Origin of the sequence: Paenibacillus tengchongensis (genome assembly GCF_008973665.1) — a bacterium.
Taxonomy (GTDB): Bacteria; Bacillota; Bacilli; order Paenibacillales; family Paenibacillaceae; genus Paenibacillus_AQ; species Paenibacillus_AQ tengchongensis.
The window spans coordinates 32,721-53,963 of sequence record NZ_WACP01000018.1 but is presented as its reverse complement, the minus strand read 5'-3'; the positions used below and the strand labels follow the sequence as shown (position 1 = coordinate 53,963).

Here is a 21,243-nt window from a genome sequence, read left to right as displayed (position 1 = left end):
CCGGACGTTCTCCATATTTAAACTACACGAAAGAGGGGTTTCATCAATGAGGTTAATCCATAAACTGCCGAAATTCATGTTAATTGCCGGCTTAGGGGGCAGCCTGCTGGCGGGATGCTCGGGTAACAACGAGCCGGCTGCGGGAAACACAGGCAATGCGGGCAATACAGGAACGAAGGAACGGGGCAGCATCTCTTCGACGATCTATGACCGGGGCTCGGTTCCGAATGGAATGGGGACGATTGAAGACAATATGTGGACCAAATGGATCAACGAGAACGGTCCGGCCAATGTCAAGTTCGTAGCCATCCCCCGCTGGGAGTCGCAGTCCAAGCTGAATGTACTCCTGGCATCAGGGAGCGCACCGGACGTAATCTTCGAATTCGGCACCAGCATCCGCAACCAGATGTTCGACCAGAAGCAGCTGATGCCGCTGGATGATCTTATTGAGCAGCACAGTGTGGAGTATAAAGCGCTACTGGAAAAATATCCTCAACTGAAGCAGGCCGGGATCAAATCGGACGGCAAGCTGTATGAGTTCGGCCGGATGAATGAGGTGTACCCGCTGGTGAGCGTGTTCATCCGCGAGGACTGGCTGCAGAAGCTGGGCCTTGCAGTTCCGGCCACAGAGGAGGAATTCCTCGCGGTCGCCAAAGCCTTCACCGAGCAGGACCCGGACGGCAACGGCGTGGGCGATACCTACGGGATCGGCGGCTTTGAATTCGGCGATAACGCCGGGCTGTTCCGGTATATCTTCAACGCCAACTGGGTCAATCTGGATGAGAACGGCGAAATTCAGGTGGGTCCCGAGAGCTTGAAGAAAGAAGCGGAGTTCAAACGGGCCCTGTACGAAGCCGGGGTCGTAGACAAAGACTTCCTGAGCGACAAAGACGGCTCCAAATCGAAGCAGGATTTCCTGAACGGCAAGATTGGCATCTACGCTTTTATGACGAACGATTATATGGGCTTCGCTTCCCGCGAGCTGGATACGCTAATGAAGAATGTACCGGATGCCAAGCTGAAGATTATGCCTCTTCCCAAGACGTCCGCCGGACAATTCACAACCGTCTGGAACAATCCGGTCCAAATGACCGCTGTAGTAAACGCCCGGGCCAAGAATCCGGAAGCCATCATGGAGTACATTGATTTCCTGGTCAAGCCGGACACCGGACGCACCTTCCGGTACGGCATCGAAGGCGAGCATTATAACTTAGAGGTGGACGGCAAGCCGGTCATTCTGGACCAGGAGAAATACAAGAATGAAGTAAGCTGGGCCAGCGATTTCGCGATGGTATACAGCCGTCTGGAGGAAGGCAAATACGGATACGCGGAAACCCAGTTCGATGAAGCGATTCCGGCCCAGAAGGAGGCGCTGCGCCTGTTCCGGGAAGCGGTCGATACGTATATGACCGACCTGCCGGTGGGTGAGGGCTTGACCCACTCCGAGCATATGCCGCAGCTGCCGAAGGAGCTACAGGTGAAATTCAGCAATGTCACAGCCGCTGTCCATGATATTTATACCAGAGCCATTATCAGCGGCAGCAAATATTCGATGGAGCAGGCAGCAAGCGACGCCCAGAAGCAGTGGGAAACCGGCGGCGGTGCGGAAATCGTGGAGTGGTACAAGGAATGGTGGAGCAAGGAGAAGGACAATGTCCTGATCTGGGACGATTTCTACGAAATTTATGAGCAGCAGCGGGCGGAGTTTAAAGCCGAATAGTCATAGGATAGCCGCCGGGGGAGAGCTCCGGCGGCTTGTTAAGTGCGTGTCGTTATACTTGCCGGTACTCCAATGCTATTAGGTGGATTTCCGCACACTAATTTAGCGGTTTAAAGGGGTTTTAGCCAACTAATTTGATAATCGCCACTTAATTCGGTCGCTATTGGCGGAATCATTGATTTTCGGCCATATGAAGTGGCGATTTTCCAACTAGTCTGGAAGAAATCACCGTATAGGTGAAATTAGGTGGCGATTTTCCAACTGGATAAGTTAAACAGAAGAACCTGTGCGATCATGCATTCACCACCCGCCTGTACGTGCTAATTTAAGACATCGGGGTTGTCTGATAATACGATTGAAAATGCGGTTTAGTAGCCTTACAGAGATGCGTGAACTATAATGGTCTTCGATATAGGAGACGGCATTCGCCAGATGCCTCAGATTGCTGGGCATACTCTTCTCTTGGTTGTCATATTGCCTGGGTAAGTGCAAGACAAGCTCCATAAACCTGGACAGCTTCATCGTCTGATATCTTTTCTGCTTCCTGATATATTCGTCTATTACATGAAAGGACGTGGATGCGGACGGTAAACCGGCATTAACGATGTACAAATAAAAGGGACTCCCGGCGATCCGCCGGCGGGAACTACTCCTTCTTCTTCCGGTACGCTTTAGGTGTCATTCCGTAGGTTCTTTTAAACTGCCGGGTCAGGTAATTGCTGTCGTTGAAGCCGCACTCGAAGGAGATTTCGGTGATAGGCCGCTTCGTCTGCTTCAGCAGGGTAGAGGCCCTCTCCAGCCGGAGGCGCTGAACATAAGCGACGGGCGTGGTCTGGTAATAAGCCTGAAAAATCCGGTTCAGGTGGCGGACGGAAACCCCGGAGCGCTCAGCGATTTCTTCCAGGGTCAGCGGTTCCAGATAGTGGTCCTCGATATAGGAGATCGCACTGGCGAGATGCATCAGGCTGTTGGCTACGCCCTTCTCCTGATGATCGTACAGCCGGGACAGGTACACGACAAGCTCCATGAAGCGGGAGGCGAGCAGCGTCTGATAGCCGGGCTGCTTGGATTCGTATTCCTTAATCATCGCGGCCGCCAGCGCCGAGACATACTCCAGGTTCGCAATGGACATGTTCAGCTTGCTCTTATACGCATTGATGTTCCGGTAGAACGGTTCCAGAATGAACAGCGCCTGATACCCGTTCAGCGAACGCAGGTCGGAGCCGGCGGCTTCCAGCATTTTCGGCTTATACATGACATTGCAGATCCGGAAATCATGCGGGGCTTTATACGCATGGCGGGTTCCGCCGTTCAGGACAAAGGCATTCCCTTTCTTGATGAAGGATTCTTCATCGTTGACTACATGGGTGGCATGGCCGTGCAGCACGATGACCAGCTCGGAGAAATCGACATGCTGATGCAGCGACATGTCCTCCTCATGCCCTCCGTATTGAATGAAGAATGGAAACTTCTCATCAGAGGTAAACCAGTTTAAATAGACATCATCACTCAAGCGCTGCCCTCCCGTCCCCCTGTAAATTGATGTCTATATTATGCTGTTTTTTGACTTGATAATCAAGGTTTCTCCCCGGAGCAGAAGCTAAAATGAAAACGGAACCAAATAAATATATCTGCCAATAAGGGGGAAACACCATGAATCAGACCTTGCCCAAACGGTTCGGCATCGCCCTGTTAACAACGATGCTGCTGATCTCGGCCGGGTGCAGCAGCAATGCGGACAATGCAAATAACGCAGACAACGCAGGCAATGCGGACAATGCCGCAAACAGCACACCGGAGAACACCGGAGACGACACCAGCCCGATTACGTTCACTTTCTTCGGCGCCGATGCCAACCCCAACTGGAACAATATGCAGGATGATGTCGGGAAAGAGATTACAGCCAAGACAGGTGTTACGTTAGATGCTGAATTTGATGTAGGCAGCGGCGGCGGACAAGACAAAATAGCCATGATGGCCGCCAGCGGAGAATATCCGGACATTATTTACGCCAAAGGGGAGCTGGGCAAGCTGGTGGATGCCGGTGCCATTATCGACCTGACCGAGCTTATTGACAAGTACGCGCCCAACATCAAAAAGGTCATGAGCGAAAATATGAACCGGATGAAATACAGTCTGGACGATCAGGCCATCTATTCGATCCCGACCAACGTCGGCGTAGACCAGCAGTATTTCGATATTACGAGCGGCTTCCAGATTCAGCACCGTGTCCTCAAGGAGCTGGGATATCCGGAGATCAAAACGGTCCAGGATTATGAAAACGCGCTCAAGGCCTATGTGGCCAAGCATCCGGAGACCGACGGACAGCCTACCATTCCGCTTACGCTGAATGCAGACGGCTGGAAGATCATGATTACCGTGACCAATCAGGCGGCTGCGACGACGGGCGGTGCAGGAGACGGCGAATATTACGTAGTCCCTGAAACCTATGAGACGATGCTGCACTACAAGCGTCCCGAAGAGAGAGAGTATTTCCGCTGGCTCAATCATATGTACAATGAGGGGCTGCTCGATAAGGATTCTTTTGTGCAAAAAGAGGATCAGTATAAGTCCAAAATCTCCAGCGGGCGCGTACTCGGCCTGACTTCTGTAGAATGGGAATACGGCGAAGCGGAGAATGCGCTGAAGGCGGCGGGCAAGGACGAATATACTTACGCCCATTTCCCGGTGACCCTGGGTGAGGAGTTTAAGGAAAACTCCCTGCAGGCGATCGGGGTGGACGGCTACGGTATCAGCATCAGCAGCTCCTGCGAGGACCCGGTCCGGGCGATCAAGTTCATTGACTGGTTATCCTCGGAGGAGGGGCAGGTGCTGCGCAACTGGGGCATTGAAGGCAAGCAGTACAATATCGTGGATGGCAAACGTGTGATTCCGGACGAAATCCGCGAGCAGAAGACCAATAACGCGGCTACCTTTGCCAGACAGACTGGCGTGGATCTGTACTCCATCTTCGGCGTCCGTTACGGGGACGGGGTCAAAGATTCGACCGGCAATTACTATACCACCAATTTCCCTGAGCAGATTGTCGCCAGCTATTCGGAGGCAGAGAAGGAATCCCTGGCCGCCTATAATGCCACTACCTGGAAGGACCTGTTCCCTGCCGAAGATGAGTTCCCGGTCAAGGAATGGGGCGCACTGTACAATATGCAGGTTCCGACAGACGGCGATTACCAGGTCATTTATCAGAAAACGCAGGATATCGTCGGCAAGCGGATTCCGGAGATCATTCTGGCGAAGCCGGATCAATTCGACAAGCTGTTCGATGATTTCCTCGCCGAATTGGACCGGGCCGGGGCTGAGAAGATGGAAGCAGAATATACGCAGCTGGTCAAAAATAGAGTGTCGCTCTTTACCGGCAAGGAAGTGCAGTAAATTCTGCTGTGGAGGCCCGCACCAGGGATGGTGCGGGTTTTTGCAGGTTAAGCCGCCATGGTGTATGTATGGCCTGATCGTGCTGTTTTCAGACCGTAATATTAAGGTTTATGGACGAAACCCGCCCTATAATAAGGTTGAATCTCAAGATGGAAGACAGAGGAGCGATGCAATTTTGGCAGTTGAAATGAAAATTATGACGTACTCTAATCCGGTCATAAGCGGATTCCATCCCGATCCCAGCGTCTGCCGGGTCGGTGACGACTACTTTCTGGTAACCAGCTCATTTGAATATTTCCCCGGCGTGCCGCTGTTCCACAGCAAGGATCTGGTGAACTGGCAGCAGCTCGGGCATGTCCTGACGCGGACCTCGCAGCTGAATCTCCGCAAGGCGGGCAGCTCGGGCGGGATCTATGCACCGACGATACGGTATCACGGCGGAGTGTTTTACATGACGACCACCAATGTATCCGGACGCGGCAACTTCTACGTTTACACGGAAGATCCGCGCGGGGAATGGTCGGATCCCGTGTATGTGGACCAGCCGGGCATCGATCCCGATCTGTTCTTCGATGAGGACGGGTCCGTCTACTATACGACCGCACATGACGCTATGGGCCAAGGGGCGTATCAGAGCCGGATCGATGTGTTGACAGGCGAGCGCCTGTCGGATATCCGCCTGGTGTGGAACGGAAGCGGCGGCCAGCATCCGGAAGCCCCGCATCTGTACCGGATCGGGGAGTGGTACTACCTGATGATTGCCGAGGGCGGCACAGAATACGGCCATATGGTAACGATCGCGCGGAGCAAAAGACCGGACGGACCGTTTGAGGGCTGTCCCCACAATCCGATCCTCTCCCACAGAAGCCTGCGGAGTCCGATTCAGGCCACGGGTCATGCCGATCTGATTCAAGCGGAGGACGGCAGCTGGTGGTCGGTATTTCTGGGCATCCGGCCTTACGGGTACCCGATGCACCATCATCTGGGCCGGGAGACCTTTCTGGCGCCCGTAACCTGGACGGAGGAAGGCTGGCCGGTCATCGGATATCACGGAACCGTGGCCGAAACGATGCCGGCGGGAACCCTCCGGCTGCAGCCCGGGGCTGTACCGCAGGTGCGCGATGATTTTGACCATAGTGTACTGGCGCCCTGCTGGACCTTCCTGCGGACACCCGACCAGGAGAACTGGTCACTCACGGACAAGAGCGGCTGCCTGACGCTGTACGGCTCGCCGGTGACACTGAATGAAGCAGATACCCCGGCCTTTATCGGGAGAAGGCAGCAGCATTTCGCCGGCCGCTTCGCTGCACATCTGACCTTCGCGCCACAGCACAACGGGGAAGAAGCGGGACTGACGGTCTTTATGAACGAGCGCTTCCATTATGAAATTGCGGTAGCCTGCATTGCCGGTGAACGCAAGCTGATCTTCCGCAGACGGCTGGGCTCGCTGTGGAAGGTTGAGCATGAAATGCCCTGGCTGAGTGAAGCTGTCGTGCTGACGGTCCGGGCCGACCAGAACCTTTATGTCTTTGAATATGCGGAAGAGGGCAAGGAACCGGCGGTATTCGGCAAAGGGGAATGCGGACTGCTGTCCACCGAGGTGGCCGGCGGGTTCACCGGGGTGTTCATCGCCATGTACGCCACCGGCAACGGGGAGCGCGCGCTCACTCCGGCGCATTTCGACTGGTTTGATTATGAAGGGAATGAATAGGACGAAGGGGAGGACCCGCAAGGGGGCTCCCCCTTTCTGCTTACGGACCCAGGAGGCGTTATTTCCTAGACCGGAATTCCCAGCGTTATGGACACCAGCGCCCTCCCTCTGTCCTTAAGGGTTTATCCCGTCAAGTATCGGCGATTGGACCGGCACACGCACTATAATTAGCAACAGTAGTCGCTTTCAGTAGACAGTATCGCACCCACGCAACACTATCCGCCGGCAGTGACACTACCTCGTAGTAACATTAATCCCTGTAGTAACATTATCCATCTAGCAATTCGTGGACAGCAATATCAGCCCGCCTCAGCAATACTACTCGCCCAAATTATCAGCTCCGTCAGCAGCAGCAGTATCCCGGTTGAATTTCCTTAGCGACATGGACGTATAACCTTACCCATGTCTTATTAACTTAACGGGATGGTCCAGCAAGCACCTGTTCCCGGGACCTCCCTTTTCCTGTCTATGGAAGAGCATATCTGCGGTAACTCTGGTAACCACCGAGAGCGATAAACACCCGTTGCTGCAGAAGCTCTCGGCTGCGGGCCAAGAATTTGTCTATCCGGTTCGTGTGCTCACCACCACGGAAGCGGCGGCGCTGGTGCAGGGGCTGGCGAGGGACCGGGCGGAGCAGTGGGCCGTTCCAGCACACTGGCACAATAATGAGGACGGGTCTGCATTCCGGCAGTGGAAGGCAGGGCTGCTGGAGCGGGCCGAGCAGACCCGGCAGGAGCGCGAGAAGCGGGAGGATGAACTGTCCCTGTGGCAAAAGACCGGGCAGCATTTCCGGCAGTTCCTGGATAAGTTCCCGTTGGCCGCCTCCCAGGCGCTGGAGCAGCAGCTTCAGGCGAGCCGGGAACGGCTGATCGGATATACCGAAGAGCATAAACGGAGTGAGCAGAGGCAGAAGCAGCTTGAAGCGGCGGCGGACAAAATCCGCAGTGAGCTGAGCGAGATGCAGGATTTGATCCATCAGCTCGGAGATTGGCTTAAAGACGGACAGCGTTATTTAACGCTTAATGTTGAACGGGAAGAACTGGAGAAGGCGCTGGCGCCAGTCAAGGAGCAGGTTGCCAGTCTGGAGAAGCAGCTGCGGATGAAGCAGTACCATTTAGCGAGAGTTCAGGAAGAATACCAGACTGCGCTGCAAGAGCAAAGCGATGCCAATATGAAGCTGCAATTGCTGCGTAAGGACGAGCTGTACGAGAACGTTCAAAGCTTCGCTTATGCGGATACAGACCGTTCGTTAGCGGAGCTTAAGGCCGAACATAGAGTGCTGGAGCAGGAGCGCGCCGGTCTCCTGAAAGAACGCAGCCAGCTGGAATCCGAGCAGAGGCATGAACGTGACAAGGCGTCACTGGCCGACAAGGCGATGACTGAGCTGCGCCGTGAATATCCGGAGCTTGATGAAGAGATGAGCCTGCCGGCCCAGCCGGAAGCCAAGAAGCAAGACCTGTGGCGGCAGATTGAGGAGTACCGCAAGGGGCGTGAGCGGGCGGCGGAGCAGCTGCATAAGGTTCAGTCCAAGCTGCAAAAAAGCGAAGGCCGTATCGCTATTCTGCAGCAGCAGTTCGCAGAGCGGTTCCCGGAACAGGAGTATGCAGCGGTTAATGAATTCAGGCAGACGATGGAGGTAAGAATCCAGCGGATAATCCATCTGATGGAGGAGACGATTCAGACCCATGACCGTGATCTGCAGGAATTCATTCAACGGATTCACACGCACCTGAAGCATATTGTTCAGGAGCTGAAGGAGCTGCCCAAGAAGACGCGCGTTAAGACAGCCGACGGCTGGCGGGAGATTTACAGCTTCTCCATTCCGGAATGGGAGGACCAGGACGGCAAGGACCGCATCCGCAGCCATATCGAGTGGATTATCACCCAGTTGGATCGCTATCAGGTTACGGACGAGCAGGGCAAATCCCAGCAGGGAGACATCCGTAAAAGTCTGGAGAAGTGGCTTGATTCCAGGCGGCTCCTGCAGGTTGTACTGAAGGGTGAGGCGATGAAGGTGACCTGCCGCAAGGTGATGAATGACCATCAGGTTACGAAGGCATCGTATTCCTGGGAGCAGTCGAACCGCTGGTCCGGCGGGGAGAAATGGAGCAAGAATATGACCCTGTTCCTCGGCCTGCTCAACTATGTCGCCGAGCGCAGGCAATATATTAAGGATACTATGAAGCTGCACCGCACCGTTATTCTGGACAATCCGTTCGGTAAAGCATCCAGCGATCATGTACTGAGCCCGGTCTTCTTTATCGCTGAGCAGCTGGGCTTCCAGATTATCGCCCTGACTGCGCATGCGGAGGGCAAGTTCTTGCAGGACTATTTCCCGATTGTCTACAGCTGCCGTCTCCGCAGCACCTCCGATGCCTCCAAACAAATCATTGAGCCGACCCAGCAGATACAGCATGCCTACTTCCGGGATAAGGCTCCTGAAACGTTGGAGCGGATGGATTCGCGGGTAGATCAGTTGGAGTTGTTCTAAGTTTACAAGCGAGGGAGGAGCTGTCTCTAAAGCCAAAAATGGCTGATGGGGACAGCTTCTTCGACGTTTCCGGGAATCCCCGGCGAAACGGGAAAAAGGGCCTTTTCCGCTTTCGACCAGAGGGCTGGACTTCTGTGCTCAACGACGGTTTTTGCTGAATAGAGTCATAGAGTCAACCTTTTTGCCCCCATTCAGAATGAGCTGTCCCGATCTTGGGTAAAAATGGTTGAACACTGAAGATTGACAACCTGTATATACAGGATTACACTTTGGGAAGTGTTTGAACTTGTATATACAGGTTTAATGGTTGAGTAAAGCTATACTTTCTGGAGGTGTTTCATGTGAGTCAGCCCCGGTATTCGGAATGGTGGCGCCGCTCGGCGGTGTATCAGGTCTATCCGAAGAGCTTCAAGGACACGACAGGCAGCGGAACGGGAGATATCAAAGGACTTACGGAGAAACTGGACTATTTGCAGAGTCTTGGCACCGATATTGTCTGGCTGCAGCCGGTCTATGTTTCGCCGCAGCATGATAACGGTTACGATGTGGCCGATTATGAGGCGATTAACCCCGATTTCGGGACGATGGCGGATTTCGACGAGCTGGTGGAGGAGCTGCACCGGAGAGGCATGAAGCTGATGACCGATATTGTGGTCAATCATACGTCAACGGAGCATGAATGGTTCAAGCAGGCGGTCTCCGGCAGGGACAATCCGTTCCGGGACTATTATATCTGGAGGGACCCGGGACCGGGCGGCGGTTATCCCAACAACTGGCAGTCGAAGTTCGGCGGGCCGGCCTGGCAGTTCGACGAAGCCTCGGGGCAATATTTCCTGACACTGTATGACAAGACCCAGGCGGATCTCAACTGGGAGAACGAGAAGGTGCGCCGGGCCGTCATCGATATGATGCTGTTCTGGGCGCGCAAAGGCGTGGACGGCTTCCGCATGGATGTCATTAACGTGATCTCCAAGGACCAGCGCTTCCCGGATGACGACGGCAGTGTGCCGCCGGGAGACGGACGGAAGTTCTACACGGACGGCCCGCGGGTCCATGAGTTTATTAAAGCGATGTATGAAGAAGTGTTCGGCCCGTATGAAATGGTGACGGTCGGCGAGATGTCTTCAACAACGCTTGAACATTGTATTCGCTACTCTAACCCGGAGGAGCGGGAGTTCTCCATGACCTTCAACTTCCACCACCTTAAGGTGGATTATCCGAACGGGCAGAAGTGGGAGCTGATGCCTTATGATTTCGAGGCCATGAAGAGGCTCTTTACGCAGTGGCAGACCGGGATGCAGCAGGGCGGCGGGTGGAACGCGTTATTTTTCAACAATCACGATCAGCCGCGGGCTCTCTCCCGGTTCACCGACGATAAGCGCTACCGCGTGGAGAGCGCCAAGCTGCTGGCTACTACGCTGCACGGCATGCAGGGAACGCCGTATGTGTATCAGGGTGAAGAAATCGGGATGCCGAATCCGGTCTGGCAAGGTATTGAAGAGTTCCGCGATATCGAGTCGCTGAATATGTACCGCATTCTGCAGGAGCGCGGCTTAAGTCCGGAGGCGGCCCTGAGCATCCTCCAGGAACGCTCGCGGGATAATTCGCGCACGCCGATGCAGTGGGATGACAGCCCGAATGCCGGGTTCACCACGGGAACGCCGTGGATTAAGGTCGACGAACGCTATCCGGAGATCAACGTCAAGCGGGAGCTAGCCGATCCGGATTCGACCTTCCATCATTACCGCAAGCTGATTGCGCTGCGCAAGGAGTATTCCATTTTCACGGAAGGGGTATTCCGGCGGCTGGATGAGCAGCATCCCCAAGTCTTTGCTTATGCCAGAACGGCTGAAGGGGAGGCGCTGGTCGTGGTCTCCAATTTCAGCGAGCAAGAGGTGACTTACCGTTTCGGAGAAGTGCAGTGGGCAGATTTAAGAGCGATTGGGAAGAATAGGCTCCTGATTGGAAATACGCTGGAACCGCCGGAATTGCTGCAAGAGCTTCAGCTTAGTCCATATGCATCTTATATGTGGCTATTACAAAAGTAAGAGCGCTGGAAATCGGTTAGAACAAGCATCCTAAGAATACATCATCAGGCAAGGAGATGAACCTATGGCAATTAACCGCAAAGACGTCGAGGAAATTGTCCGGGCGGTCGGAGGCAAGGAGAATATTGAAGTTGCCACGCACTGCGTCACCCGGCTGAGATTCTCGCTTTATGACGAGAGCAAGGTGGATTCCGCCGCTCTGGACCGCAACGATCTGGTTAAGGGTCAATTCTCGACCCAGGGACAATTCCAGATTGTAATCGGCCCCGGTACGGTGGACACGGTATACGATGAAATGATTAAGCTTACCGGCGGCTCCCGCGCCTCCAAGGATGAGGTGAAGAATGCCGCCGCGCGCAAGCAGAATCCGCTGCAGCGGGCGATCAAGACGCTGGCCGATATTTTCATTCCGATTCTGCCGGCTATCGTAACCGCAGGGTTGCTGCTCGGGATCAATAATATCCTGACCGGCCCCGGCATTTTCTTCGACGAACAGTCACTGGTTCAGGTGTATCCGGCCTGGAGTGACATTGCGTCCATCATCAACACGATTGCCAGCACGGCCTTCACCTTCCTGCCGGCGCTGATCGGCTGGTCGGCCGTGACCCGCTTCGGCGGCAGCCCGCTGCTGGGGATCGTGCTCGGACTCATTCTTGTTCATCCGGATTTGCTCAGTGCTTACAGTTATGCCAATGCTTCGCTGGAAGGTACCGTTCCTACCTGGAATCTGTTCGGCTGGCATGTGGAGAAGATCGGCTATCAGGGACAGGTGCTGCCGGTGCTCGTCTCAGCCTATATCCTGGCCAGCATTGAGAAGTTCCTGAACAAGCGGGTGCATGATTCGATCAAGCTGCTGGTCGTAGCTCCGGTGACCTTGCTGATCACAGGCTTCCTGGCGTTCACCATTATCGGGCCGCTGACCTTTGCCATCGGCAATGCGATCACCGACGGTCTGGTCTACATCTTCGATCATTTTGCGCTGCTCGGCGGCCTGATTTACGGCGGTCTGTATGCCGCTCTGGTCATTACCGGGATGCACCATACATTCCTGGCGGTCGACGTTCAGCTGATCGGCAGCGAAGGCGGCACGTTCCTCTGGCCGATGCTGGCGCTGTCGAACATTGCCCAGGGCGCTGCGGCGCTGGCGATGATATGGATTGTCCGCGAGCAGAAGACCAAGGGCCTTGCGGTGACGTCCTCCGTATCCGCCTTCCTCGGCGTAACCGAGCCGGCGATCTTCGGGGTGAACATCCGCTACCGTTATCCGTTCATCTTCGGGATGATCGGCTCGGCGCTGGCCGGCATGCTGCTCACCCTTAACGATGTCCGCGCTTCATCCATCGGGGTAGGCGGGATTCCCGGCTTCCTGTCGATCTTCCCGGACCAGTGGGGCGTCTTCTTCATCGGGATGGCGATTGTGCTCATCGTGCCGTTCCTCCTCACGATGTTGTACGGCCGCACTGTTGTACGCCGGGGTGAGAAGGTGGCGACCGCCGGGGCCGCAACGGCAGGCACTGCTGCAACAGCTGCAACAGCTGCAACTTCTGCAGCCGCAGCCAATGAACTGAGCAGCCGCAGCTCCGTTCAGGCTTCGCGGGAACCGCTGAACATTCTGGAGCTGGCTGCGCCGCTCAGCGGCACGGCGGTTCCGCTGGAGCAGGTGCCCGATCCGGCCTTTGCCGAGAAGCAGATGGGCGAGGGTATTGCCATCGAGCCTTCCGAAGGCAAGGTGTATGCGCCGTTCGATGCTACCGTGGCCCATGTCATCAAGAGCAAGCATGCGCTGATTCTGGAGCATGCCAGCGGCGTGCAGGTGCTTATCCACGTCGGGATTAACACCGTGTCGCTCAAGGGCAGCGCCTTTACTGCCCATAAGAATATCGGCGACAAGGTGAAGGCCGGCGAGCTGCTGCTGGAGTTTGATATGGAGGCGATCCGCGCCGCCGGACTGCCTCTGATTACACCGATCATTATCCCTGCCGGGCAGGAGATGGTGGAGCGGATTGAAGAGAAGAGCGGGCCGGCTACCGCCAAGCAGACAGGCGTGCTGACGATTCATTTGAAGGGGTGAGGGCGCCCCTCACGCCTTTGGCGATAAGCCTGCGCTGAAAATAGTGGCACTACTTACCTCTATTTTCAGAGGATAGGCGAATTTAATGAGAATAGTGGCATTTTCTCCCTCTATGTCTGCAGGATCCGGCCAAACTGGCCGTTTCTGCAAGAATAGAGGGAGTTTTTACCTCTATTCTTATTCCACAGTGGAAATACAGAAAATAGTGGCAGTTTTTACTGCTATTTGGCGGCATTTTCCGCACCCGGAGCTGGCCCGATGCTTGCGGCGGCATGGCATGATACAATAAGGGCGGTGATCACATTTGAGAGAGAATATCTACTTACAAATCTATAAGGACTACAGCTCGCAGATCCATTCCGGCCAGCTGCCGCCGGGCGCCAAGCTGCCCTCCGAAAGCGAGCTTGCCGAGGCCTACGGCACCTCGCGGGAGACGGTGCGCAAAGCGCTGAACCTGCTGTTCCGCGAGGGATATATTCACAAAATCAAGGGCAGAGGCTCGTTTGTGCTGGACATGACCCGGATGGATTTCCCTGTTACCGGCCTGATCTCCTTTAAGGAAATGGCCGATACGCTGGATGCTCCCTCACGGACGCTGGTGGAGGAGACCGGCAGGGAGCCGGCAGGCAATGCTCTGGCAAGGCAGCTGCAGATTACGCCGGAGGCAGAGGTCTGGAAGGTGATCCGCGCCAGAGAAATTGACGGCGAGCGGATCATCCTGGATAAGGATTATTTCCGCGTGGACATCGTCCCCTGGTTGAGCAAGGAGATTGCGGAGAACTCCATTTACGAGTATCTGGAGCAGGAGCTGGGGTTGAAGATCAGTTACGCGAAGAAGCTGATCTCTGTGGAGCCCTCGGCGGAGGAGGACCACCGGCTGCTTGATTTGAAGCAGTACTCCCATATCGTGGTCGTGCGGAACTACGTGTATCTGGAAGACACAGTGCTGTTCCAGTATACCGAGTCCCGGCACCGGCTGGATAAATTCCAGTTCGTCGATTTCGCCAGACGGGTGCGGCGGTAAGGAGGATGGCCGGAAGCTGATTGTTGCGAAAGGGACAACGGCGACTATAAGGAAACGCCCAACGAGTTCTACGGCGAAGCCTATACCGATGAGCTGGTGGTAGAAGGCGGGAAGGTCGAGTAACATTACCGCTCAGGAAAATAGAGCTGGCGCATTTGCAGATGATCTGCAAATGCGCCAGCTTTTGCTGTGAGTCCGGGCGGAATTCTTTAGCTTTAATTGTTTTTATCACATTGAGGTTTTGGATATCTGAAGAATTCAGAAACAAGGGGTATGAAAAAAACAGTAACCTGAATTTTAGCGTGAGGGCTATAAGGGGTTTGCCGTTAATGATGAATATCCGAAAAATATCCAGCAATTGTTCTTGAAGAAGAAATTATAATGTGCCGTCACCCTACAATAATCACTGATGAGCAGCAGAAGCTTCGTCTGCCTTCACACAGTCAATGGCGACAACGATCGCAATCATGATTGCCTCCATCTCCTCATCCCATATATCAACCTTGTAGCTGTCGCCCCATGTGAACCACTCCTTGTTTACTTCACCTACAACAGATCCATGCTGTAAGACCTGAAAATTCATGTCCCACCAATTTCCATGCACCTCAATATCAGCCGAATCAATCGTATAGTGTGCTTTGAAAAAAGAGAACTCCTTCTTAATCGTTAATATCTCTCGGCCATCAACCTCAACAAAAAACTTCGGTAAAAAACTGAATACTTTTTTCGTAATCAGGGCGACTTCATCTCCGGCTGTGTTCCTAATGGAGAACGTCTTTGGAATTTGCATAAAACTGCCCTCGACATAATAGACATCCTGCTCCTGCTGATTCTTTACTGTGAATTTTTCACTTAGGCTGAACACCTTCTGCTTGATATACAGTTGCGTCATCCACCAGTCCTCCATTTCTTCTCTCAGCTACAATATAAACCCAGTATACCAGACAACCTCACGGATATGCCGGGCGGATTAGGCCAATGCGAGAATAAAGGCATTTTCTGCCTCTGATTTCAGCCTGTGGCCCACTTTCAGCAGATTGGCATGAAGGCTCTTGCAGTATGGATTGGTGGGGGCGCCAGAGTAAAGAGAGTGATTCATTCCTCATTTCTTCCCGTAACATATAAGCAGGTTTGGATATTCCGGTTCCTGGCATTTAAGAACTCTTTCTCCAGGATCATTCCAAGATCCATGGCCACTCTTCTCGAACCGTGGTGGTGCACCGGCATGTTGGCGCAAATTCGTTTCAGCCCCAGCTCTTCCACCCCGTATCTCAGCACCGCCCGTGCCGCTTCTAAGCCGTAGCCCTGTCTCCAGTTGGCTGCCTGGATAATGTAGCCCAGGTCCATTTCCTGCTTCCCGTCGAGCTCTGAGACCCGAAGACCGGCATCGCCGATAAACGATCCATTGCTCTTACAAAATACGCCGAGCCTGCCGAGTCCGGAAGGGTAGGTCTCCATGCTTTGTCTTAACCATTGCTGACTCTGTTCCAGGGTAAACGGTGCAGGCCAAAATTCCATTGTCACCGGATCCGATAAAAGGTCATGCAGCCGATTTAAATCCTCCCGGTCATATGGGCGAAGGAATAACCTCTCTGTTTCCAATATCATTGATAACCCCTCCAATATGAGTGTTCCAACAGAAATATATGCTTTAAAAACTCCGGCTCTCCCCGCACCGCCCGGGCTGTGTGCCTGCTTCAAGCTGCTGCATGTACTCCCGTGGAGACATGCCGGTGACTTTCTTGAACACTTTGCTGAAGTAAAAGGCACTCTCATAACCAAGCTTCTCGGAGACTTCGTAGATGCGGCCTTCTCCCCGTACCATCATTTCCTTGGCAGCGGCGATCTTGGTTTCCGTAATGTATTCCACATAGTTGGTCCCGGCTACCTTGGAGAATAAATGGCTGAGGTAATTGGGGCTGAAGTTGAACACATCGGCCACCTGGTTGAGCGAGAGCTTTGTGCCCAGGTTGCGCTTGATGTACTCCTGCACATTTTTCACAACCTGCTCCTTATAGCCTTGTCTCCGCGCCGACAGCATCTCCGAGCAGCCGTCGCGGAACTGGACCAGCCAGCTTACAACCCCTTCAATCGTGTGCATCTGGTAAATCGCCCGGTAGCCCTCAGGTTCATGCTCGAAAATCTGTTCCACGATATTCTCGCCGTCCGCCAGGAGGGATGTGGCCATGTACAGAATATTGCAGGCCGCGTCGGTGGCGGGAACCAGCAGGTCGGACCGGCCGCCATAGAACTCGGTCATTCTCGTAATAATCGAGTAAAGCGCCTGAGTATCCAGCTCTTCAAAAGCGCGGCGAATCTCTGAGCGGGATTCCGAGAAATCAAACAGGGGATGCTCCTGGTCCGGCGGTTCCCCCTCCGTAAAGAATACGAAGGAACGTCCGCTCACGGCAGCCGGCAACGCCCGGCGGGCCGCGAGGTAGCTCTCCCGCAGCAGGTAGGGGTCTTCCACGGCAAACCCGGCGGCCCCGATAATCGTCACATTGAAATAATTATGCAGCACAGAGGCCATATCGGCCAGCCGGCGCTCCAAGCCGGGCTTCCATTCCCGGGGATCGGTGGAGGGTACCGGCAGGGTGACGGCAAAGTTGCGCAGGTCGAGGCTGGTGACATAGCAGGGACCAGAGGAAGACAAGGTATCCTTGGCCAGCTGCACGGTACTGGAGCACAGGGCTACGAGCTTATCCCCCCGGGGCGGAACGCTGTCCGGTCCGAGAATTCGGCAGATGGCCACGAGATAGGCGGACCCGGGCAGATCGAGGTCCAGGTCTTCTTTTTGCAGCAGGTACTGGTTCTTGTTCTCGAACAGATTGTTGAACAGCCGGATGAACAACTTGTCGCGCTGGGCCTGCAGGTTGCTGCGGTGGACCAGGTTAGGATAGCTCTCCAGGGACTGGTAGGTCTCCAGCAGGCCGATAGCCTTGCGGACCGACGCGGCCAGCGTGTCCGGCGTCAGCTCCAGCTTCACCAGATAATCCATCGCCTGCACATTGATCGCCCCGCGCGCGTACTCAAATTCCTCATAGCTGGTCAGGATGATAAAGAGTGGGAGGCGGCCGTATTTCTGGCGGACGGAAGCGGCGACCTCGAGGCCGGTCTTGAGCGGCATTTTGATATCGCTGATGACAATGTCGGGCCGGAGCTCGTCGATCATCTCCTCTTCCTGGGCGCCGTTGTGGGCGATGCCGACGATTTCGATGTTGAACTGCTCCCATTTGAGCATGGACTGGAGTCCGATGCACACCAGCGCTTCATCGTCGGCGATTAACAGTTTGATCAAGATCATCCCTCCCGGATTTACATGTATGAATGCTCCTTCTGCTGAAACGGTATGAGGATCGTCATTAACGTGTAAGCACCGGGCTCGCTTTCGATGGAGAGTCCGTAATGGCCGCCGAAGGCTAAGTGCAGCCGCTCGTTGACGCTGCGCAGCCCGATATTCTCGATCAAGCCCTTTGCACCCGGCTCCGGCTCGGCCAGAATGGCGGCAATCTGCTCCGGGGTCATGCCGATTCCGTTATCCCGGACGGTAATGAGGAGATTGGCGAAGCCCTCTTTACGGACCGTGACGGTGATCTGGCCCCGGCCTTTCGGCTCAATGCCATGGAAGATGGCGTTCTCCACCAGCGGCTGCAGGGTAAACCGGGGGATCAGCCCCGTCAGCAGCTCCTCGCCCTCAATCTGCTGCTCCATGCTGAGCGTACCGCCGTAGCGGTATTTCTGGATCAGAAAATAATCATTCAAAAGGCTCAGCTCATCCTGCAGCGGGACCAGCCGCCGGCTGTCCTTGGCCATGCTGCGCAGCATGCGGGACAGGGAGGTGGTCATCTCCACAATGCCGGTGGCATTCTGGATCGTCGCCATCCATTTGATCGAGTTAAGGGTATTATACAGAAAATGCGGGTTGATCTGGCTCTGCAGCATCCGGTATTCCAGCTCCTGCTTCTGCTTCTCGTCCGCAAGCCGGCTGTCCATCAGGGTGAGGATGTCCTGGGACAGCCGGTTGATGCCTCTGCCGATATCACCAAGCTCGCTGTTCCATTCGATGTTGCGGTCGAGCAGGAAGTTACCCTGGGCGATCTTGTCGATCCGCTTCTTGAGCTTCTCCACCGGCAGGCTGATGGTGCGTGTCAGGTAGAGCATAATGATGCCGCTGGAGACGATCACCAGAAAGCAGACGCCGAGCATAATCAGAATCCAGATGTTGGCCTTCGGGGCGAACTGGTCACCCGATATCGTCTGGGACAGGATGACGCCGCTGCGTACGGGATAGGAGACGGAGATTTGCCGCTCTCCATCATCCATGGCGATCATCGACAGGCTGGTTTGCGCGCCAACCGGTTTGTCTGCGGTGTAAGCGACCGGCTTGGCCGGGTTGTTCACAGGAATTACCTGATCATTAAGAAGCTGATAAGGATGGTCGCCGAGCGTCAGCAGGAGCTGCGAATTTGCCGGCAGCGCGTAGCCCTTCAGCTTGTCGGTAATCACCGAGGTGTTGGCGAGCAGATAGACGGTGCCGATCCGCGCGCCCCCGTCTCCGTAGATCGGCAGAATGAACGGAATGCCGGAGGAAGGGGATAACGGGTCGCTGACGACCTGGTCCCACTTCTCAACCGTCTCTCCGTCCAGCCCGGGAACCGTGCCGATATTGTGCACCGTGAGCGGTGTCGAGGCACTGACAGAATTGTCCACCTGCAGAAATTTGCCGCGGTGATCCGTCACGATCAGCCGGCGGACATAGCCGTGCGAGCGGTTGACACGGAAATCCTCCTGCATGGAATTAAATACATTCACCGCATCCTTGGCGCTGGCCTCCTCCGATCCGAAATAACCGGCAAGCAGCGTATTGGTAGAAGAATTGGTGCTGCAGGTCATCGCCAGCTGCGACAGATTGAGCAGGTCCTGTTCAATAATATGGGAGACGAGCTGCAGGTTGAACTCGGTCGCCTGAATCGTCGTTTTGCGCTGGTAGTAGGTGATCAGCTCATAGCTGAAGAAGGAGAGCAGGGTCGCGATCAGCAGCGCGAATAGGGCCATGATTAAGATGATGCGGCTTTTAATAATAGACTTCCGTTTCGTGTTGAACCCTCCTTAATCGCTCAGCAGGGCCGGTGAACCTGCCAGAAGTGTGTATCCAGCTAGAAGTTAAGCGTTTTCATATTACACGATGCCCCGTACAAATACCATAGCATATTTTCACATACCCGATGCAGCGGAAGATGCAGAAACGGAAATTTTTACAGGTTTAGCGTGAAATTTTACAGGCCGGGGACAAGGCGCACCGCCAAGTGAGCAAGAAAGTGAAGGTTCTCTGCCGGAAAATGTATGCCCTTTCATCGCGAAAGCCGTTACAATTTGAATAGATTCGGAAGACCGGATCAAGGGTAACCAAACCGCTCTGAAAAGGGGACATGAAGATGAATATGAAAAAAGTTGCGGGTCTCACCTTCGCCGCAGTGCTCACAATGAGCTCGCTCGCCGGATGCGGCGGCAACAACAATAATGCTGCTGACAACGCTGCGACGGCTGCACCGGCTGCGGCCAGTAATGCAAGCGCTTCCTCTGAGCCGAGCCAGGAGCCGGTGACACTGAAGTGGGCGCTCTGGGACTGGGAAGCCACCGCATACTACAAGCCGCTGATTGAAGCCTACCAGAAAGCGCACCCGAATGTGACGATTGAATTCGTAGACCTGGGTTCTACCGACTATATGACGATGCTGAGCACCCAGCTGTCCGGGGGCGCCGATCTGGACGTGCTCACGATTAAAGACATTCCGGGCTATTCCAACCTTGTGAAGCAGAATCATCTGGAGCCGCTGAAGGGCTATATGGGCGACAACAGCATCGATCCGGCGCTGTACGGCGGCACGGTGGAGCAGATTGAAGTGGACGGCGAGGTCTATGCCCTTCCGTTCCGCAGCGATTTCTGGGTGGTCTACTACAACAAGGACCTGTTCGATAAAGCGGGCGTCGAGTATCCAAGCAACGATATGACCATTGCCCAATACGACGAGCTGGCCCGGAAGCTGACCTCCGGCAGCGGTGCGGAAAAAGTATACGGCGCCCACTACCACACCTGGCGCAGCGCCGTGCAGCTGTTCGGCATTCTGGACGGCAAGAATACCGTGGTCGACGGCAACTATGATTTCCTGAAGCCGACCTATGAGCAGATTCTGAAGGAGCAGGAAGACGGCATCGTCATGGACTATGCCACCCTGAAGACCTCCAGCACGCACTATTCCGGCGTATTCTACAACAACTCCGTCGCTATGATGAACATGGGCAGCTGGTTCATCGCCACCCAGATTGAGAAGGTGAAGAGCGGCGAATCCCAGGCGACCAACTGGGGCATCGTGAAATATCCGCATCCGGAAGGCGTGGAGGCCGGAACGACTCTCGGCACCATTACTTCCCTGGCCGTGAACCAGAAGTCCGAGCATAAGGAAGCGGCGCTGGAGTTCATGAAATTCGTGACCGGCGAAGAAGGCGCGGGCGTCATTGCCTCCACCGGTACCATTCCTGCCATCAAGAACGATGCAGTCATCAGCTCCATTGCTTCGATTGAAGGCTTCCCGGCCGATGAGAACAGCAAAGCGGCCCTGACTACCGTAAAGACTTACCTGGAAATGCCGATGCATGAGAAGAGCGCAGACATCGAGCTGATCCTGAACGAAGCCCACGACAATATTATGACGAAGAATGTCACCATCGACGAAGGCATCAAGGATATGAACACAAGAGTGGGGCAGCTGCTGGGCAACTAGAAT

Annotated in this window: 13 protein-coding genes; 8 read left to right on the top strand and 5 right to left on the bottom strand. The window is 54.8% G+C overall.

Features of this window, described 5'->3' with window-relative positions; translation table 11 throughout:
• Nucleotides 1–46 precede the first annotated feature (46 nt).
• Nucleotides 47–1,720, top strand: coding sequence for an extracellular solute-binding protein (locus F1381_RS24675; protein ID WP_151737491.1), 1,674 nt, complete (start codon nt 47–49; stop codon nt 1,718–1,720).
• Between the two features lie 646 nt (nt 1,721–2,366).
• On the opposite strand, the gene F1381_RS24670 is transcribed toward F1381_RS24675, so the two are convergent.
• Nucleotides 2,367–3,233: a helix-turn-helix domain-containing protein gene (locus F1381_RS24670; protein WP_151737490.1), complete on the bottom strand. Its 867-nt coding sequence runs from the start codon at nt 3,231–3,233 to the stop codon at nt 2,367–2,369.
• 140 nt (nt 3,234–3,373) lie between these two features.
• Between F1381_RS24670 and F1381_RS24665 the strand changes: the two genes are divergently transcribed.
• From F1381_RS24665 to treR, 6 genes are all read left to right on the top strand, one after another.
• Complete coding sequence (locus tag F1381_RS24665) at nt 3,374–5,113, top strand: ABC transporter substrate-binding protein (protein ID WP_151737489.1); 1,740 nt, start codon at nt 3,374–3,376, stop codon at nt 5,111–5,113.
• A gap of 196 nt (nt 5,114–5,309) precedes the next feature.
• Nucleotides 5,310–6,824, top strand: coding sequence for a glycoside hydrolase family 43 protein (locus F1381_RS24660; protein WP_151737543.1), 1,515 nt, complete (start codon nt 5,310–5,312; stop codon nt 6,822–6,824).
• Between the two features lie 523 nt (nt 6,825–7,347).
• A complete protein-coding gene (locus F1381_RS24655) occupies nt 7,348–9,315 on the top strand; it encodes a coiled-coil domain-containing protein (protein ID WP_187355551.1) in 1,968 nt (655 codons plus the stop codon).
• Nucleotides 9,316–9,656: 341 nt separating this feature from the next.
• Nucleotides 9,657–11,363, top strand: coding sequence for an alpha,alpha-phosphotrehalase (treC, locus tag F1381_RS24650; protein ID WP_246188189.1), 1,707 nt, complete (start codon nt 9,657–9,659; stop codon nt 11,361–11,363).
• Between the two features lie 64 nt (nt 11,364–11,427).
• The gene (gene treP, locus F1381_RS24645; protein ID WP_151737487.1) at nt 11,428–13,434 is read left to right on the top strand and encodes a PTS system trehalose-specific EIIBC component; all 2,007 of its coding nucleotides are present in this window, start codon (nt 11,428–11,430) and stop codon (nt 13,432–13,434) included.
• 304 nt (nt 13,435–13,738) lie between these two features.
• The gene (treR, locus tag F1381_RS24640; RefSeq protein ID WP_151737486.1) at nt 13,739–14,458 is read left to right on the top strand and encodes a trehalose operon repressor; all 720 of its coding nucleotides are present in this window, start codon (nt 13,739–13,741) and stop codon (nt 14,456–14,458) included.
• A 403-nt stretch (nt 14,459–14,861) separates the two neighbouring features.
• On the opposite strand, the gene F1381_RS24635 is transcribed toward treR, so the two are convergent.
• The 4 genes from F1381_RS24635 to F1381_RS24620 form a co-directional block, all read right to left on the bottom strand.
• A complete protein-coding gene (locus F1381_RS24635) occupies nt 14,862–15,350 on the bottom strand; it encodes an LURP-one-related/scramblase family protein (RefSeq protein ID WP_151737485.1) in 489 nt (162 codons plus the stop codon).
• A 203-nt stretch (nt 15,351–15,553) separates the two neighbouring features.
• On the bottom strand, nt 15,554–16,066 hold the full coding sequence (locus tag F1381_RS24630; protein ID WP_187355550.1) for a GNAT family N-acetyltransferase: 513 nt from the start codon (nt 16,064–16,066) through the stop codon (nt 15,554–15,556).
• A gap of 43 nt (nt 16,067–16,109) precedes the next feature.
• Nucleotides 16,110–17,756, bottom strand: a complete 1,647-nt coding sequence (locus tag F1381_RS24625; protein WP_151737483.1) for a response regulator transcription factor — start codon at nt 17,754–17,756, stop codon at nt 16,110–16,112.
• Nucleotides 17,757–17,773: 17 nt separating this feature from the next.
• Entirely contained in the window at nt 17,774–19,513 is a 1,740-nt protein-coding gene (locus F1381_RS24620) for a sensor histidine kinase (RefSeq protein WP_151737482.1), read from the bottom strand.
• A 380-nt stretch (nt 19,514–19,893) separates the two neighbouring features.
• Here F1381_RS24620 and F1381_RS24615 point away from each other — a divergent pair, with 380 nt between their 5' ends.
• On the top strand, nt 19,894–21,240 hold the full coding sequence (locus F1381_RS24615) for an ABC transporter substrate-binding protein (protein WP_246188188.1): 1,347 nt from the start codon (nt 19,894–19,896) through the stop codon (nt 21,238–21,240).
• Nucleotides 21,241–21,243 lie beyond the last annotated feature (3 nt).